We start from the raw sequence: 14440 nt of genomic DNA, 5'->3' as shown, positions 1-14440 counted from the left end.
CCTATCCTCCTAATATCTTCCTAACCTGTGCATTTACGTTCTGCTTAAGGTTGTCTTTAATATGCGGCTTTACTATGCCGTATACCCGCTTTTCGTTCCCCAGCATAACCGGGATAGAGTTGGCGGAAAAGGACTTAATAGGCAGCCTTGCGGCTCCGCGCCTCTGGGCTACTGCTACATGGCCGCTGGAAAACTTGGTAACAAAAGCCTTAAGCCCTCCCATCTCCAGGGGCTTCATTCCGCTTGCCTTAAGTACCTTCGCTTTTACTACGTCCGGACGGTTCGCTCCGGTTCTCATGGTGGCCGGGCTTACTTTGTAATCCTTAAGCCCCATAACTCTGCCCGTTGCCTTTATGGTCGCTTCCAGCCTCGCTGGGGTGGCGTTCTTTATTTTCATGGCCTTATTGAAGCGCCCGGTTTTTACGGTATAGGTTTTCTGTGCCTCGTCCGCCAGGTCTTTCCGTGCCTGCTTGGCTGTCTGGTTAAGTGCGTTCTTCAGTGCTTTCGGGGCTTCGCTTTTCATCCGCCCTAACTTCCGCTCAACCTGCTCCAGCATATTCCGGTCGTAGCTTATTTCTATCAACTCTTATTCGCCTCCAAATGCAAGGAATACACGCCGCCCTCGTTCAAGCTGTCGGTAACGATAAAGGTTGCGCCGTCTATCTTGACGGGCTTGCCTACTCCCGGAAGCGGGCCGAAGTCTAAGGCGCTGACATATACAAGCGTTTGCTTTTTGTATATGCCGTCCATGTTGCTTTTCATCCGCTTTTCCCTCTCCGTAAGCTCGTTATCGTCAATAATGATCAGCATTGTTTTTCCGTTGACCGTGTGTTCCTCTCCAAACTCTGCCGGGTTAAGAAATACCGTTTTTACGTCCTGCCTCAGAAGCTCCTTAAATGTCAGCGGCTTACGCACTGCTTTTCCTCCTTCCTTTGGTCGGTTCCGGCTGTGCGCCCCTCGTTTTCCTGGACGGCGGTTTTCCCACTAAATCCTGCTCCGCTCCGGCGGAAGGGTAAGCATCACCGGGAAGCCCTGCGGGGGCGGTTGTCTGCCTCGCTTTTGCGCTCCGCTTTTTGGGTTCCTCCGTGTCCTTCCATATCGCCGTTCCGTTTCCGATCCATACTTCTACAAGCCCGGCGTTATGTGTCGGCAGCTCGTCGCCCGGCTCATAGTTCTGGCTTTCAAAAAGTATGGGGAAAACGGCTATAAGCTGTTTCATCAGCCGCCCAACTTTACCAGGATAACGGTATCGCTTGCGGCTGCTGCCTGAGCCGCATACCCTGCCAGCGGCGTGTCGTCGCCCTTGGTGTCGGTGATGCCGGTCCCGTCAAAATATACCTCCGTTCCCATCTCAATGGCTCCAGTTGCGGTCTTGTCGATCTCAAAAACGCCTGTAACTACAAGCGATCCCAGCTCGCCGGGGAGGATATCCGTCCCGGCGACGCCAATATGGGAACCGAAAGAAATGACCGTGTTTGCCTCGATCTTTGTGTCCGTATTGTTCTTATAGTCGAGGGTTTCCCCTCTCTGCCAATATGCGGCTTTACTCATGGCTTTTAATCCTCCTTATCTCTTATTCTGCTGCGATCTTTTCTCCAGGGTTCTTTGCAATTCCGCGGAAGTCCCTTACGGCGATTCCCCAGTCAAGGTAAATATCCCACTGGAAGCCCAAAACACCCGGCGTTTCCATCCTTCTTACGGTCGGGGTTTCCTGCCCGTTCAAGTAGTCCACCTGGATATGTTTTGCGCTGGCGGTGTTTGCAACCATAAACCACGGCACTTCCTTATCCCCTGCCAGGGCGTTAAGCACCGGGGTCTGAATAATATTGATCGGGTAGTTGTACAGCGGGTTGATATCGTTGTTATTGCTGCCTACTACCTGGGTGCTGTGAAGAATGACCGCCAGCTCAAACTCATAGCCAACAGGCACAATAATATGCTGCGGGGTAATGTAAATAGCTTCCCCGAACTGGTCGCGCTGGTGCTGCATCTGCAGGATAATAGCCTGGATCGAAGCCTGGGTAGGCTTGCCGCCCTTTGCGATCAGGTTCCCGTGGTTCTTATGGAAAAGGTTTACGCCGTCGAAAATCGGGGCATTATTGTAAAGCAAGCTATAGACCTGCTTATCAATGGTTTTCTTTGCCGCTGCTGCGTAAAGCCCCGGAACCTCCGTTAAAAAGCCGATATCGTCGTTGATGAACGCCTGGCGGGTCATGCTGAATGTCCGCCCGTAGGTGTCCAGCTTGCGGTTCGGCAGCAGCTCCGTCCTGGGCTTATCCGGCTTAAGCTCGCCGTTTTCGGGAACCAGAAGGAAGTCGCCCATACCTCCGATCACGTATTCGTGATCCGCTGTGGTCTTGAAGTCCTTCAAGCTGCCCTTTGTGGTCCATGCCTGGAAGGTCGTAGGCACTGCGTTGTAAAGCTGCACAATGCTCTTTCTGATCGTGTTGTCAAGGATCGCCGGAAAGGCTGCCGTAGGGTTGTAGAACTGGCGGCAAAGCTCGCCGTACATATCGTCGGGCTGCATCCTCAAAAGCTGCATAGTGTCCCGCCCGTCCCTGCTCAAACACTCAATAGCAAGGTCGCGGAGGCTCATGGATCTAAGCTCATTCGCTCCGTCTGCCGGGGTGGCTACGGGTACGCCTGCCCGAAGCATAAGCGCGTCGGTTGCCCTCTGTCTGAAAGTTTCGTTTTCGTCCCTGGTGACCTGTACGCCCACAGGGCTTCCGGTCTGCCTCATGCCGTCAAGGATGGAACTGCGTACCTGATCCAAACTGGAACCGTTGCGGATATGCTCCGCCGGATCCACATCGAAGTCCCGGCAAAGTGCCATAATTTCCGTTACCCGGTTACGCTCCGCCTCGGTTGCGCTCCGCTGTCCATCTGCAGGTACTGTCTGCGGTGCGGTTGCCGGGGGTGGTGTCGTCTGCTGGGGATTCGCCGCCGGGGGTGCTGCTGCCGCTCCGGTTCCTCCTGCCAGCCCTCTCTCCTGTGCGTCGATCTCTGCCTGGGCTTCGTCAATCTCCCTCTGGAGAGCGTTAAACTGTGCCTGTTCTTCCGCCGTCAGCGCACGGTTGCCGTCTGCCTTGGCGGCGTTCACAATGGCCTGCTGCTTCAGCATGGCGGCTTCTCGTCTTTGTTTCGGTGTCATCTCTGTACCTCCTATTTTCTGTTTTTATTTATTTGAAGTTGTGCTTCAAAACAAGTTAAAGTTTCCGGAGCCTGCGGATTCCCTTTAAGCTCCCGCCCTACTCCCACGGTAGCGTCTGCTGGGACGCTTACTACGCTTATCTCGTAGGGCATCCATTCCCTTGCGACGTCGCAAGGACCGTTAAAACGTCCGTCGGTGGATATCTTCCCCGGCATGACTTCCTCAATCACACCAATCTTATACCCAACGGAAACGCCCTTGAGCGTCCCGCTTTTTACCTTCTGAAAAATGACCTCGCTTTCTTCGTCGCTGTCAAATTCTACCTCAGCCATGCCCCGCTGGTTTTCAATCCAGGCGCGGTTTATTCTGCCGATAACTTTATCGCGGTTATGGTTGAAAAGAAGGACGCCTATACTGTTAAGCCTGGTAAGGTCAACGGCTGCCGGGTTGTGGTCTAAAATCTCCTTCCCCCAGTAACGCTCGTATGGTTCTTCTGAAGAAAAAGAAAGAATGAACTTCCGCTCATTCCCTTCGCCTTCCATGGCGCGTATGGTTGCCGTACTAAACGCCCTTATTTGATTTTCCCTCCTGCTGTCCGTCGCCGGCTGCCGGCTGCTCTGCCGGCTGGTTCCCTGGCTGCTGTTCTGCCGGCTGCCCTGGGGGCTGGTTTCCGCCGCCCTGGTCTGCAGGTGCTGGTACGGCTGCCGGGTCCTGCTTGTCTTTTTCGTCTGCAGGAGTAAGGTCTGCTTCTGTTCTGTCAAATATAACACCTCCCATCTCTAAGCCTTTTTCCCTGGCGTATTCCAAAACGGCGACGGTTTCGTCTATCTGTTCTTTCCAGTCTTTGCCGTTCTCCGCCGCGATCTGCGGGTATGTCTTTTGGCCGGTCTGCAACGCGATCTTTGTTGCCATGGCCTCTTTGCTGGGGTCTATCCACTTTTTCGGTGCTGCCACCCATTCGTGCTTAAAATATTTCTGCTTATCCTCCCAAAATCCGGGGATATTGAATAAGCCGGAAAGAACGCCGGAAATTATGAAGGTTTCGTATACTTCGTCCATCACAACCTCCTGCAGCAGTTCTATGTCCTCTATGTAGGTCTGGCCATCCTCAATAATTCCCTGGCGGGCGCTGCTGTAATTGCTCTGACTCATGTCGCGGCTCGTGGCTTCGTAGCTTAAGCCCTGCCCGGCTCCTATAAGCCGCTGCTGCAGCTTGATATAGCTGGCGGCGTCCGTTGCCTGCCCGGTCGGGTTTACGACCTGGATCTCGTCCCCGGCGTTAAGCTCTTTTATCATGCCGGGGCTGATCCGCTTCCCGTCGTAGTCCTCACGCGGCCTGCTGTCCTGGTTTATTCCCCTTGCAAAGTTTCCCGTTGTAGGAATAATCTTTTTTACGAAAACCGCAAGGCAGGCGGCTATGCGCTCCTTTACGCTTACCGCCGTCATAAACTCATTCGCGTCCCTTACCCTGGTAATGGTCGGGGCCAGGTCGCTCATCTCCCGAACCTGGGAGGGGCGGTCTTTCGTGAAGAAATAAATAATATCCTTCGCCGGAACATATACGGGGTCAATCTGCCCGAAGCCGTCTACGTTATACTGCCTTATCCAATAGCCGACCGGCTTGTTATAGGTGTTAAGCTCTATTCCTCCAATAACGCGGCATTTCGGGTTATGCGGCGCTACTCTGCCGGTGTCCAGCTCGTCAACCTCCAACGCCTGCAACTTAAAGGGCAGCAGGCCGCCTCCGGTATAGCATTTCTTAAAAAGGATTCCGCCGTCTACTTTCTTCCGGCGCTCCGCCATTCTAAGCATCTGATTAAAGCTCTGCGTTTCGGTTACGTCGCAATTTTTACGCTTGCACCACTCCGCCCAGGCTTCCTGGATCTTCTTATTAAGGGTTTCGTTGCTGGTCCTTGCCCGAAGCGTCCAGCCGTGTCCTACTACGTTCCGGCGGTAAGCTCCGATTATGCTGTTAGCCATGTCGCTGTTTCGCTCAAGGTCCCGCGCCCTTGCGCGGATCGTGTCCCTGCTGTAGCGATCCGTTTGCTCCGCGCTCTGATTGTAAGCCACCCACCCGGCGTTAAGGCGGTCGTAGCTTCCGGCGTCATAATGGCGCTGTTCGTCTAAATACTGCCGCCACGCCTCCCTCCTGGCTCCGGCTGCGGGAGAAATGAAGCCGATTATATTGTCTAATACGTTTCCCACTTCTTTCCCTCCTATCTCCGGTCAAATACTGCGACGTAGCAATCATCCAAAAAGCCCGGCGTATCTCCGGCGACCTGCGCCGTAAGGTCATTTTTAATGTCGTAAAGCGTCTTAAGGTCTGCCCGGTTAAGCTGCCGGGAACCGATTTTATAACTTTGCCCTCCTACGCAAATAGCGTAAATAGCGTTATTTACTTCGGTAAGCATTTCCTGCGCTGTCATCTGTTGTTCCACCCGGTTTCCTCCTTCCTATAGCCAGCTCTCGTTTTGGCTGATCCATTCTTCCTCCGGCGTGTACTGCTCCTTCTTTTCTGGCTGGGCCTGCTGCTGTTCGCCCTGCAAATGAAGCATCCGGACGCCCAGGGTGTCGGCTGCTGCCATGGCGTATACTTCGGCATCTAAATAATGGTTGTCGGCGTGGCTGTGCTTCGGCACCCATTCAAGGCGTGGCTTCGCGTTGCCGTTCTTAACGAGGATTTTATGCTCCGCCGTAACCTGCGCGGCGTATTCCTCGTCGCAGCCCTGGTATACCATCCAACTCCCGCGCCCGTTTGGCTTTCTCATCCTCCCGGCGATCATATCCTTGTACTTCCCGCCGTCAACTATTATTAGATTCATGCCGTAAGCTTTGGAACTGTCCTTATTTACGGTACTGATCTTAAAATGGTTCTGCATGGGGTTGCTGGCGCCTTTTACCGGCAGCGCCCACTCCGCGTTTAGCGCGCAAAAATCGTATGCGCTGTCGGCGTCGTAGCCGGAGTCTATGAGGCATAGGTTTACTATTGCAACGGCTCCGGACTCTGTCTTATATTCAAGGTTCATAATCTGCTCAACCTCTTTAAAACTGTAAGCCTGGCCGTGTGCTACGTTCTGGCTTGTCAAGAAGTCGCCCCAGGCTCTTATGGTCCAATATACGCAGTTTTGCTGAACGTCTACGCCTCCGGTAAGAAGCTTCGCCCAATCCGGCACGGTAAACTCTGCAAGCTCCGTCTGCCGCTCCATAACAAGGTCCTTGCTGGTCTTTAGCTTGGTATCTTCCCATGGTTCTGCAAGCCAGGAATTTACGAAGTTTTGTAGTTTCTCCGGGTCCGCCTTGCTGCCCATAAATTCCTTCGCAATTTCGGAAAACCGGACGAAGGGGCTATAAAGCGTATTTATCCAGAAACAAACCTTTTTTACAAAGCGGGTTGTTTGTCTTACGACCTCCCAGTGTCCCTTCTTTACTGCCTGCTGCTTCTGGGCATCCGTGATTACGCATCCGCACTCCTGGCAAACGTAAAAAGCAAACTCCGCCCGGTCTGCGTCGCTCAAACCCTCCGAGTCGTCTATCGGCTCAAAGTTCCCCAGCTTCTCCTTTATGGCATCCTCTCCGTATGCGTCCACAAGATCCTTATCTTTTCCGGGCCACTTAAGGTTGTCAAAGTGAAGCTCTATAAACTCCCCACAATGCGGGCAAGGTATGAAGTAATGCTTTTCTGCGTCGGCTCCTTCCTTGGCTTTCCAGATGTGGTTCGTCCTTATGGTCGGTGTGCTGGTCATATAGACTTTGCTGTTTCGGAAAGTCTTTGTACGCTCTTTTGCCAGGCTGATCGGATCCGCCTCTTTCTTGCTGGCTCCTGGGTACTTGTCTACCTCATCCAAAAAAAGGTACTTCATGGCAAAAGAAGCAAGGCCGGAAGGGCTGTTACTCCAAACAAGTTTTATAAACATATCATCAAAGTCAAGCTCCAGGTTGCTGCTGTTCTTATCGTACTTTTTATAAAGCGTCGAAGTGCTTTCAATCATGGGCTTTATTCTTTTTTCTGATACGCTGTTCGCCATGGTTTCCGTCGGGTAAACAACTTCAACCGGGGACGGGTCCTGCTGGATCGTGTAGCCTAACATATTAAGCTCGACCTCCGTCCCCCCTACCTGGGTACACTTGCAAAAAATAATTTCTTCCGTTTCGTAGTTTAGAAGCTCATTCATTATCTCTACAAGGTACGGCGTCCGCTCGTTATTCCATGGGCCTGGTTCCGCGCTGGTCCTGCTGTCAAGCATCCGGTACTGCTCCGCCCACTCGGATACTGTCATTTCTTCCGGGGGGTTCAAGTATTCAAGCGCGGCTTTTTGGTACTGTTTGCAATCGTATTTTCTTATGCGTAGCTGTTTAGGCTTCTGCACGGTTCTTTCTTGCCTTTTTCTCCCCCGGTTCCTCCGGTACGCAACCGGAAACAACAAAAGCCCGAAGCATACGCTTTACTTCGGCGTTCATCTCCTTTTCTACGCGGCGGGCCTCCAACGGCTCCAGGCTGTCGCTGATCATGCTTACAAGCCGGGAAGGAATACTCAACGCGAAGCGCTTAAACGTAACGAAAAACTTTTGGTAATCCAGCGCCACTTCCTCAACGTCAACATATTTCCCGGCGGCGATCTCCGCCCTCATGCGGTGCATCTCGCCCTGGCTCTCCTTTAAAGCGATTTCCGCCTCCAGCTTCTGCTGCCTAAGCTCCGTTTCCTTTTCGGATTTTCCCTTGCCGTATGCCTTATCGCTCAAATACTGAATATATGTTTTAATGGTCGGCACCAGCTCGTAGCGCCTGCCCTCCCCTGGGATCTCCGTAGTCTTAACTACGCCCTCCTGGGTAAGCTGCTGTACTCTCCGGACGGTAACGCCGAAAATCTGCGCTATGACCTCAACCTTTACGAACTGGCCGCCGCTGCTCTTTTCTTCTGCCATTACGCTCCGCCCTCCCTTACTCTTACGGCCTTCTGACCGGTGTATTCCTCCCAACGGTCAATAATAATGTCGCAATACTTTTCGTTAATCTCCATAAGGTACGCGCTCCGGTTTAGCTGTTCGCAAGCGATCAGCGTCGTCCCGCTGCCTCCGAAAAAGTCAGCCACGTTATCCCCGTACTTGCTGCTGTTAGTAATCAGCCGCCCGAAAAGGGCGACGGGCTTCATGGTCGGGTGCTTATCGCTGCGGGCCGGTTTCTTCTCGTACAAGACCGTTGTGTCCTGCTGCAGCTTCTCCCGGATGCCCTCAATGTAGGCGACAAGCTCCGCTTTCTTCATGGCGGTAAAGTCTATGTCGTCCTCAATGAAAACCGTATCTTGCCCGCGTCCGCCTCCGAAGTAATGACCGGCGCCTTCCTTCCAACCGTAAAGAATAGGCTCATGCCGCCAGTGGTAATCCTGGCGGCCTATAACAAACTGGTTTTTCTCCCATATAAGCGTCTGCGCCTGGTAAAAGCCCGCCTCCCTCATGGCGGTTCGGAAGTTTATACCCTCGCTGTCGGCGTGGAAAATGTAAACCGAACAGCCGGGCCGCGCTGCTTCGTTGAAATTACAAAACGCCTTGTACAGAAAACTGTAAAAGGCGTTATCGCTCATCTTGTCGTTTTGGATTTCGTTGCTGGTCCTGGTCTTATTCCGTTTATAGGAACGCTCCAGGCTCTTGTCTTTGGTTTCGTAATCTACGTTATAGGGCGGGTCGGTGATGATAAGGTCCGCCGCTGCGCCCTCCATAAGCCGCTCAACGTCGGAAAGGTCCGTAGCGTCGCCGCACATCAGCCGGTGGCTGCCTAACTGCCAAATATCGCCGGGGCGCGTCCGTATCTCCGTAAGCTCCTTCAGCTTCTCGTCCGGGTCGTAGCCGTCGTCGTTTGCCTCCTGGGTAAGCTCAACGGCTGCAAAGAGCTTTTCGATCTCGTCGCCGTCGAAGCCGGTAAGGTTCACGTTATAGTCTGCCTTATCTAAATCAATCAATAAATCTTTTAAGGCTGCCTCGTCCCATTCGCCGGTTATTTTGTTCAAGGCAATATTAAGCGCCTTTTCCCTGGTCTTGTCCATCTCAACAAGAATACAGTCCGCCTCCGTATAGCCTAAATCAAGCATAACCGTGCGGCGCTGGTGGCCGCCTATGATGGTATTGTCTGAATTTATAATAATCGGGTCAACGTACCCAAATTCTTCTATACTGGCGGCTATGCGCTGGTATTCCGGATCGCTGGGTGTCAGCGCTTTACGCGGATTATACTCCGCCGGTTTAAGGTCTGAAAGGTTCCGTTTTATCAGCTCCATGGTTCCGTTTTCCCTCCTTCCTATGCTTCGCGTAACGAAAAGCAAAATTTTTTTTCGATTTCAGCGCCGAAAATACTGCGCCTTCCCCGCCCCGCAGGCCGTTTATGGCTTGGTAAGTACCTTTTGTCTTTTGCGTGGGTAGGCTTGCCGAACAGCGTAGCCAGGGGCTTGCCCTGCCTCCTCCTCTCTTTGCTCTCATTGCTTCGGTGTGGTGCTGTATGCCTTGCCCTCTCTGCTTCAATGCTTGCTTGTGCTATGTGTGCTTGTGCCTACGCTGTGCTATGGTACTATGTGCGCCTATGCCCTGGGCTGTGGTGCTTGCCCTTGTGTGCTTGCGCTGTGGCGTGGTGCTGTGCTTGTATGTATGCAATATAATAAGCCTATATTATGCCCTGCTATATGGGGGTATAGCTTTAAAAATTGGGCTTATTATAGGCTTATTATATGGGGGTATGCTTTTTTATTCCGTGTCCATGCTACTATATTAGCACACTTAATAGTCCAAAAGAGTCCGAAGTTTAAAAAACTTGCGAAGCCTTGTAAATGCTGGGCTTGTGGGCTGTATGGGGTTATGTTTCTATGTACGCTTTTCTCTGTGCTGTGCCAAATGAAGGGGTATAAAATACCCTCGTAAAATTCGCCTTGTAAAAATGGGGCGAAAATACGGGGGTATTATATGGGGGTATCATAGGGGGGCTATATTTCAAACCTCTTTTTTATACTCCCTTAAAATCTGGCGTACTTTCTTATAGGTCAATAGCTTATCCAGCCCTTTGTCCTGGTAGGAAAAAAGTGAGCTTCGGCTTAAGTGCATCTCCTTCTCAATGGCCGCCCAGCCTTTGCAATCAATAAAGCGAAGCTCCAATACCATCCGCTCCGTGCTGTTTTCCTCCAAAAAGTCCATAATATCCATGACTTTCAAAAGTGCTTTTTCTACCCGGCTTTTTTGGTCCTCTATCCGGGTTTCAATCTCGCTCATGCGGTAAACGAAGGAAGCGGCGCCGGATCCGACTTTGTTTGTGCCTCCGTAATTTACCGGGGAATATCCGTAGCCGCCTATAGGGGCATCCATTTCCGCCCGGATATTTTTAAGCCGTCTTTCAAGCTGTGACCGCTTAATGCGTCCGGTGTAATACTGGTTTAAATACTCCTTAAGCGTTTCCTTGTCCTCGCTCTGTCCGTTTTTCCGCTGCTTGCTTTTCTGATCCATCGGCTTCGTTCTCCTTATTCGTTTTTTGCTCGGATCTGTCTAACTCAGCCGCTAAAAAGTAAACCTTGCCGCCGAAAACCTTAAGCCTGTATAATTCCCGCTTTTTCTGGTCCCAGTCTGAAATGGGTATGCCTCTTTTCTGCAGAATATCAAGGCTATTGTTAATTCCGGCCACCAATGTGGCAATAGGTAAATTTTCAAGCATTGCCTGCGCCTGCCTGGGGTCGTTTAAGTTCGGTCCCTTCGCTTTCCCCCGCATGGCTGCCCTCGCCTGTTTTCTGTTCATGCTTTTCCTCCTTCCTTCGCCGCTTCTCCTGCCGCCTCACGCTGGCGATTGCTGCTCCGGCGGTCGGATCCTTATATCCTTCGCTATTCCTCACTTGGCGGATCGCCTCCCTTGCGCTGAAAGTATACGCCGCCCCTGCAGGACTTCCACTCTCCGCTTTTGTCTGCAATCTTAACAAAGTTCTTAATTTCCAGCCCCTTTACGGTTACGCCGTCGGCTACATAATACCCTTCAAAATATCCGTGCTTGTCAATGCGTGTTATAACGACTTCCTGGTGGTAGCCGTTATCTGTTACAACGTCCCCAGCCTCGATCCGGCTCATCCGGACTTCTTTTTCAACAAGCGCCGCCTGTATGATCCGCAGGTCGCTGTCGGGAAGCTCCAAACCGTAAAGGCCGCCCGCTTTCTTGATATGTTTGTCAATCTCTTTTATAAGCTCCGCTTCTCTGCTCATGGTGTCCCTCCGATCTCTTTCTGTAATATTCTTGTTACCTCGTCCGGATATGTAACAACGTAGGCTTTCCCGCCTGCCGCCCTTATCTGCAGTATGGTGCGCTCCTGTATCTTGGAAAGAACGCCTATAAATGGCCGCTTTACCTCAAAGCCATAATACCGGCCGTTTACTACGGCGCAAATATCCGGGATCCCCTGGCGGCTGTATGGTCCGGCCGCCGCTTTCCAAACGAAGGAAGAGGGTATAAGTTCCCTTATGTGCTTTATGATCTTATCCTGGTAATAACTTTCTTTTGGCAAGTGCGCCCGCAGGTACTTCTCCGCCTGTGCGGTCGTCTGGCAGGATATATCCTTCGTAGCCTTAAGGTACTTAATGACCTCCGCCTTGGTTTTAAACTGTTCAAAATCAATCATCAAAGCCTCTACTTTCTTGCGACGTCGCAACTGTTACCGTTGTACTTGTCGTAAATGGGTTCCAACTTCTCCAACATCTCCATGGTGGCGTTGGCTATAACCATCTTTTCCTGCATCTCCAGCTTGCCCTTGTTTACCTTCTTAAGCCAGGCGTTAATCTGCTTCATTTTCTGCTCCGTCATGGTCGTCTACCTCACTTTCTTCCTTCCTGGTCCGCTCCTGGGCTGCGGCCGCCATCTGTGCAAATAATAACTCTAAGGGGTTTATTGCCTGCTGCTTCGGTGTATTCAAGTCAATTACCATAATGACCGCCGTTGCTATCTGTGCCGCAAGGTTCGGATTTTTTACTTCCTTCAATGCCAAATTGTAGGAATGAATATAAGCCGTAGTAAGCATTTCCGCTTTCTGTTCAATATCCACTTTATCCCTCCTTCTTATCTTCTCCGGATTCCTCAAATACCGCCTCTATGCTGGCTCTTATGTCTGCCAGTTTTTTGGCTCCAATCCCCTTGGTATTTTCAATCGCTTTCATAATTGCCGTAATGTCAACGCCTGGGACGCTCTCTCTGCCGTCCTGGAAGCCGAAGCCGTAAAGGTCAGTACAGAACGCCGTGAACTGCTGGCGGTCGTACTTCTTAATGCTCTTATACATCTCCCTGGTAATCTCCGGCATAACGCCTTTTCTATTTCTGTTCATGCTTTTCCTCCCCAATCTGAAACAAAACGGCTTACAATGGCCTCTTTCAAGGTTTCATTGTCGCTCCGCGCTATCCGCAATTCTTCCTTAAGCTGCGCCGCTATCTTCTGGGCTTCTTTCGCCTGGCTTCCTAAAATGCAGTTTTGGGCTGCCAGCGTCTGCAGCTCTTTCTTCTGGTTCTCTATGATCTGCTCTTTAGTCAATCCTTCCATTTTCCCTTCCATGCTCTGCCTCCTTTATGAATAATTCTCCGTTGCGGATCCAAATGCTTCCGTCGAAGTTCCATAAGCCTTGCTTTCCGGAGGCTGGTATCGGGTTCTTAAATATCTCCGGTTCCTCCAGCCTCCATGCGTATCTGCCGACCGTGAAGTCGCCGTAAAGAAATTCCTCCGGACAAAGCTCCTTTATGAAGTCGTGGTATGCTTGATCTATCAGCTTGCAATCCCTTAAAATCGCCTTGCCGATTATGACTCCGGTCGGTATTTTCTCCCGCCAATTTATAAAACCTAATCCGAGGGTATCTCTTATCTTTTTCCGGCTTTCTGCGGTCATGAGCCGTTCGGTCTGTGAATAAGGTTTCTTCGCCGCATGGATCAATATCTCGCCCCGGTAATTTGTCCGCCAGCTTCTTGTTTCGTCGTGCTTCTTTCCTTCAGCTAAAAGCTGCGCCCATGGCTGCCAAACTGTTATAGCTTTCAATCTTCCGCACCTCCTAACGGCTCAGCCTCCTGGAAGTCGCACCCGGATCCGCCGTCGCCTCCCCATGGCTTTTCTCCTGCGTCTGCCTGCGCCTTGGTAAGCACCTTATTATCCTTTTCGCCCTCTAAAAGTGTGCTTGCTTCCTGGTCTGCTTCGTGAAGGGCAAGTATAAGCGGGTATTTGCTCATAGCCTGGGTAAGCTGTAAGTGAAGCTCCTTCGGTTCTGAAAATCCCATGTGCCAGCGGATGGCGAAGCGTTCCGGGCCGGTAAGCCTCATAAACTGTTCAATCATCATAACGCTCTTTTCCCCGTGTCCGTATGGCACCCGATCGTCTACGGTGTAGCAGGGAACCGATTCCCAAATGAAAGCCCCAGCGTTGTCCTTCTTTACCTGCCAACGCTCCGCCGCCTTTACCTTCTCCGGGTCATAGGTCTTTTGGTTCTTATAATCGATCTTGTAGAAATGCGTTTTACAAAGGTCATGAAGCAAGGGGCAAAGAATAAGGGCATCTTTCCCGGCATCCTCCAAAATGCAAGCCCAGGTACTGTTTTCCTTCTTTGCCTGTAAGCAATCGTACACGTTGAGGCTGTGCTGCAATAAGCCGCCCTCGGTGCTTAAGTGGAACCGGGTAGAAGCTGGGGCCGTGTAAAAGTCGCTCTTTTCCCGGATGTACTCCAAAAGCTGCGCCAGCCCTTCCCTCTCTACCTGGTTTAAAAGTCCCTCAAACCTCTTTACGTTCTCCTGTGTGTTCATCGTTATCCTCCTTTTGCTCGGTTGTTTTATTTTCACTTTTTATGAAAATCAATATTGCCGCCCCTGGGGGCTTCTCTTTGCTTATCCACCCGCCCGCCGCCTCGTCGTAGAACTTATCCACAATATCGTTGTAAATAAGCGGCGGCTGTGGATTGTCCGGGTCCCAGGAAGGCCCGGCGGCGTAGAGGCAAGTGTGGCGGTCAAAGTATGCTTTATATATCCCCCCTACTTTCCGGCGGTGTTCTTCGGCAATCCGTTTTATTTTCTCTAAGTCAAATTCCCGGAAAGCTGCCCGCCCGACCTGCCTGCCGATCTGTGCCTCCTTAAATGCCTGGTTAATTTCAGCTATGACCTGCTGCCCCTCGTCGTCGTTTCGTACCTGCAAGCCGTCCAGAACGAAAAGCCTTAAATATTCCTCTAATTCCTCCTTAAGCTGCTGCTTTAATTTCTCGAAGGGCTTTTTATACTTCCCGGCCAATTCCTCCGGCGGGACAAGCGTTTTATT

General features: G+C 51.5%; 23 protein-coding genes. All 23 read right to left on the bottom strand.

Annotation, left to right across the window (positions count from 1 at the left end; translation table 11 throughout):
- Position 1 precedes the first annotated feature (1 nt).
- Positions 2–556: a phage tail protein gene (locus tag NSB25_RS12880; protein ID WP_416385570.1), complete on the bottom strand. Its 555-nt coding sequence runs from the start codon at positions 554–556 to the stop codon at positions 2–4.
- Positions 557–579: 23 nt separating this feature from the next.
- Entirely contained in the window at positions 580–915 is a 336-nt protein-coding gene (locus NSB25_RS12875; RefSeq protein WP_242982438.1) for a hypothetical protein, read from the bottom strand.
- Positions 908–1219: a hypothetical protein gene (locus NSB25_RS12870; protein WP_103240123.1), complete on the bottom strand. Its 312-nt coding sequence runs from the start codon at positions 1217–1219 to the stop codon at positions 908–910. Before NSB25_RS12870 ends, NSB25_RS12875 begins: the two co-directional genes overlap by 8 nt.
- On the bottom strand, positions 1219–1551 hold the full coding sequence (locus NSB25_RS12865) for a DUF2190 family protein (RefSeq protein WP_103240124.1): 333 nt from the start codon (positions 1549–1551) through the stop codon (positions 1219–1221). Before NSB25_RS12865 ends, NSB25_RS12870 begins: the two co-directional genes overlap by 1 nt.
- 22 nt (positions 1552–1573) lie before the next feature.
- Positions 1574–3151 (bottom strand): phage major capsid protein, encoded by a 1578-nt coding sequence (locus NSB25_RS12860; protein ID WP_103240125.1) that lies wholly within the window; start codon positions 3149–3151, stop codon positions 1574–1576.
- Between the two features lie 11 nt (positions 3152–3162).
- Positions 3163–3693 (bottom strand): HK97 family phage prohead protease, encoded by a 531-nt coding sequence (locus tag NSB25_RS12855; RefSeq protein WP_103240126.1) that lies wholly within the window; start codon positions 3691–3693, stop codon positions 3163–3165.
- 19 nt (positions 3694–3712) lie between these two features.
- Positions 3713–5356 carry a phage portal protein gene (locus NSB25_RS12850; RefSeq protein ID WP_103240127.1) on the bottom strand — a complete coding sequence of 548 codons (1644 nt, stop codon included), beginning with the start codon at positions 5354–5356 and terminating at the stop codon, positions 3713–3715.
- Positions 5357–5367: 11 nt separating this feature from the next.
- Complete coding sequence (locus NSB25_RS12845; protein WP_242982439.1) at positions 5368–5589, bottom strand: peptidylprolyl isomerase; 222 nt, start codon at positions 5587–5589, stop codon at positions 5368–5370.
- Between the two features lie 15 nt (positions 5590–5604).
- Positions 5605–7518 (bottom strand): terminase gpA endonuclease subunit, encoded by a 1914-nt coding sequence (locus NSB25_RS12840; protein WP_242982440.1) that lies wholly within the window; start codon positions 7516–7518, stop codon positions 5605–5607.
- Complete coding sequence (locus tag NSB25_RS12835) at positions 7505–8074, bottom strand: hypothetical protein (RefSeq protein ID WP_103240128.1); 570 nt, start codon at positions 8072–8074, stop codon at positions 7505–7507. Before NSB25_RS12835 ends, NSB25_RS12840 begins: the two co-directional genes overlap by 14 nt.
- Entirely contained in the window at positions 8074–9420 is a 1347-nt protein-coding gene (locus tag NSB25_RS12830) for a site-specific DNA-methyltransferase (RefSeq protein ID WP_103240129.1), read from the bottom strand. The genes NSB25_RS12835 and NSB25_RS12830 overlap by 1 nt, the downstream gene beginning before the upstream one ends.
- 703 nt (positions 9421–10123) lie before the next feature.
- Positions 10124–10630: a hypothetical protein gene (locus tag NSB25_RS12825; protein WP_103240130.1), complete on the bottom strand. Its 507-nt coding sequence runs from the start codon at positions 10628–10630 to the stop codon at positions 10124–10126.
- Complete coding sequence (locus NSB25_RS12820) at positions 10572–10835, bottom strand: hypothetical protein (RefSeq protein WP_146040052.1); 264 nt, start codon at positions 10833–10835, stop codon at positions 10572–10574. Before NSB25_RS12820 ends, NSB25_RS12825 begins: the two co-directional genes overlap by 59 nt.
- Positions 10828–11010, bottom strand: coding sequence for a hypothetical protein (locus NSB25_RS12815; RefSeq protein WP_146040053.1), 183 nt, complete (start codon positions 11008–11010; stop codon positions 10828–10830). The genes NSB25_RS12820 and NSB25_RS12815 overlap by 8 nt, the downstream gene beginning before the upstream one ends.
- A complete protein-coding gene (locus NSB25_RS12810; RefSeq protein ID WP_103240132.1) occupies positions 11000–11371 on the bottom strand; it encodes a hypothetical protein in 372 nt (123 codons plus the stop codon). The genes NSB25_RS12815 and NSB25_RS12810 overlap by 11 nt, the downstream gene beginning before the upstream one ends.
- Complete coding sequence (locus NSB25_RS12805) at positions 11368–11784, bottom strand: VRR-NUC domain-containing protein (protein ID WP_172455126.1); 417 nt, start codon at positions 11782–11784, stop codon at positions 11368–11370. The genes NSB25_RS12810 and NSB25_RS12805 overlap by 4 nt, the downstream gene beginning before the upstream one ends.
- Before the next feature lie 8 nt (positions 11785–11792).
- A complete protein-coding gene (locus NSB25_RS12800; RefSeq protein WP_160229196.1) occupies positions 11793–11951 on the bottom strand; it encodes a hypothetical protein in 159 nt (52 codons plus the stop codon).
- Complete coding sequence (locus NSB25_RS12795; protein WP_103240133.1) at positions 11938–12204, bottom strand: hypothetical protein; 267 nt, start codon at positions 12202–12204, stop codon at positions 11938–11940. The genes NSB25_RS12800 and NSB25_RS12795 overlap by 14 nt, the downstream gene beginning before the upstream one ends.
- 1 nt (position 12205) lies before the next feature.
- Positions 12206–12481 (bottom strand): glutathione peroxidase, encoded by a 276-nt coding sequence (locus tag NSB25_RS12790; protein WP_103240134.1) that lies wholly within the window; start codon positions 12479–12481, stop codon positions 12206–12208.
- On the bottom strand, positions 12478–12705 hold the full coding sequence (locus NSB25_RS12785) for a hypothetical protein (protein ID WP_103240135.1): 228 nt from the start codon (positions 12703–12705) through the stop codon (positions 12478–12480). The genes NSB25_RS12790 and NSB25_RS12785 overlap by 4 nt, the downstream gene beginning before the upstream one ends.
- Positions 12677–13180, bottom strand: coding sequence for an ASCH domain-containing protein (locus NSB25_RS12780; RefSeq protein ID WP_103240136.1), 504 nt, complete (start codon positions 13178–13180; stop codon positions 12677–12679). Before NSB25_RS12780 ends, NSB25_RS12785 begins: the two co-directional genes overlap by 29 nt.
- The gene (locus NSB25_RS12775; protein WP_207656162.1) at positions 13177–13935 is read right to left on the bottom strand and encodes a hydrolase; all 759 of its coding nucleotides are present in this window, start codon (positions 13933–13935) and stop codon (positions 13177–13179) included. Before NSB25_RS12775 ends, NSB25_RS12780 begins: the two co-directional genes overlap by 4 nt.
- A complete protein-coding gene (locus tag NSB25_RS12770) occupies positions 13904–14413 on the bottom strand; it encodes a hypothetical protein (RefSeq protein WP_103240137.1) in 510 nt (169 codons plus the stop codon). The genes NSB25_RS12775 and NSB25_RS12770 overlap by 32 nt, the downstream gene beginning before the upstream one ends.
- Positions 14414–14440 lie beyond the last annotated feature (27 nt).

Source organism: Acetatifactor muris (assembly GCF_024623325.1).
Lineage (GTDB): Bacteria > Bacillota > Clostridia > Lachnospirales > Lachnospiraceae > Acetatifactor > Acetatifactor muris.
Note: the sequence above shows the minus strand (reverse complement) of the source record. Positions and strands in the feature narration are given on the sequence as shown.

Excerpts from the sequence above, each read along its gene's own strand:
- NSB25_RS12825 (WP_103240130.1), bottom strand. The coding sequence starts at position 10,630 with ATGGATCAGAAAAGCAAGCAGCGGAAAAACGGACAGAGCGAGGACAAG.
- NSB25_RS12820 (WP_146040052.1), bottom strand. The coding sequence starts at position 10,835 with ATGCTTGAAAATTTACCTATTGCCACATTGGTGGCCGGAATTAACAAT.
- NSB25_RS12805 (WP_172455126.1), bottom strand. The coding sequence starts at position 11,784 with ATGATTGATTTTGAACAGTTTAAAACCAAGGCGGAGGTCATTAAGTAC.
- NSB25_RS12775 (WP_207656162.1), bottom strand. The coding sequence starts at position 13,935 with ATGAACACACAGGAGAACGTAAAGAGGTTTGAGGGACTTTTAAACCAG.
- NSB25_RS12870 (WP_103240123.1), bottom strand. The coding sequence starts at position 1,219 with ATGAAACAGCTTATAGCCGTTTTCCCCATACTTTTTGAAAGCCAGAAC.
- NSB25_RS12785 (WP_103240135.1), bottom strand. The coding sequence starts at position 12,705 with ATGGAAGGGAAAATGGAAGGATTGACTAAAGAGCAGATCATAGAGAAC.
- NSB25_RS12830 (WP_103240129.1), bottom strand. The coding sequence starts at position 9,420 with ATGGAGCTGATAAAACGGAACCTTTCAGACCTTAAACCGGCGGAGTAT.
- NSB25_RS12880 (WP_416385570.1), bottom strand. The coding sequence starts at position 556 with ATGCTGGAGCAGGTTGAGCGGAAGTTAGGGCGGATGAAAAGCGAAGCC.
- NSB25_RS12790 (WP_103240134.1), bottom strand. The coding sequence starts at position 12,481 with ATGAACAGAAATAGAAAAGGCGTTATGCCGGAGATTACCAGGGAGATG.
- NSB25_RS12860 (WP_103240125.1), bottom strand. The coding sequence starts at position 3,151 with ATGACACCGAAACAAAGACGAGAAGCCGCCATGCTGAAGCAGCAGGCC.
- NSB25_RS12865 (WP_103240124.1), bottom strand. The coding sequence starts at position 1,551 with ATGAGTAAAGCCGCATATTGGCAGAGAGGGGAAACCCTCGACTATAAG.
- NSB25_RS12835 (WP_103240128.1), bottom strand. The coding sequence starts at position 8,074 with ATGGCAGAAGAAAAGAGCAGCGGCGGCCAGTTCGTAAAGGTTGAGGTC.
- NSB25_RS12855 (WP_103240126.1), bottom strand. The coding sequence starts at position 3,693 with ATGGAAGGCGAAGGGAATGAGCGGAAGTTCATTCTTTCTTTTTCTTCA.
- NSB25_RS12800 (WP_160229196.1), bottom strand. The coding sequence starts at position 11,951 with ATGAAGCAGATTAACGCCTGGCTTAAGAAGGTAAACAAGGGCAAGCTG.
- NSB25_RS12810 (WP_103240132.1), bottom strand. The coding sequence starts at position 11,371 with ATGAGCAGAGAAGCGGAGCTTATAAAAGAGATTGACAAACATATCAAG.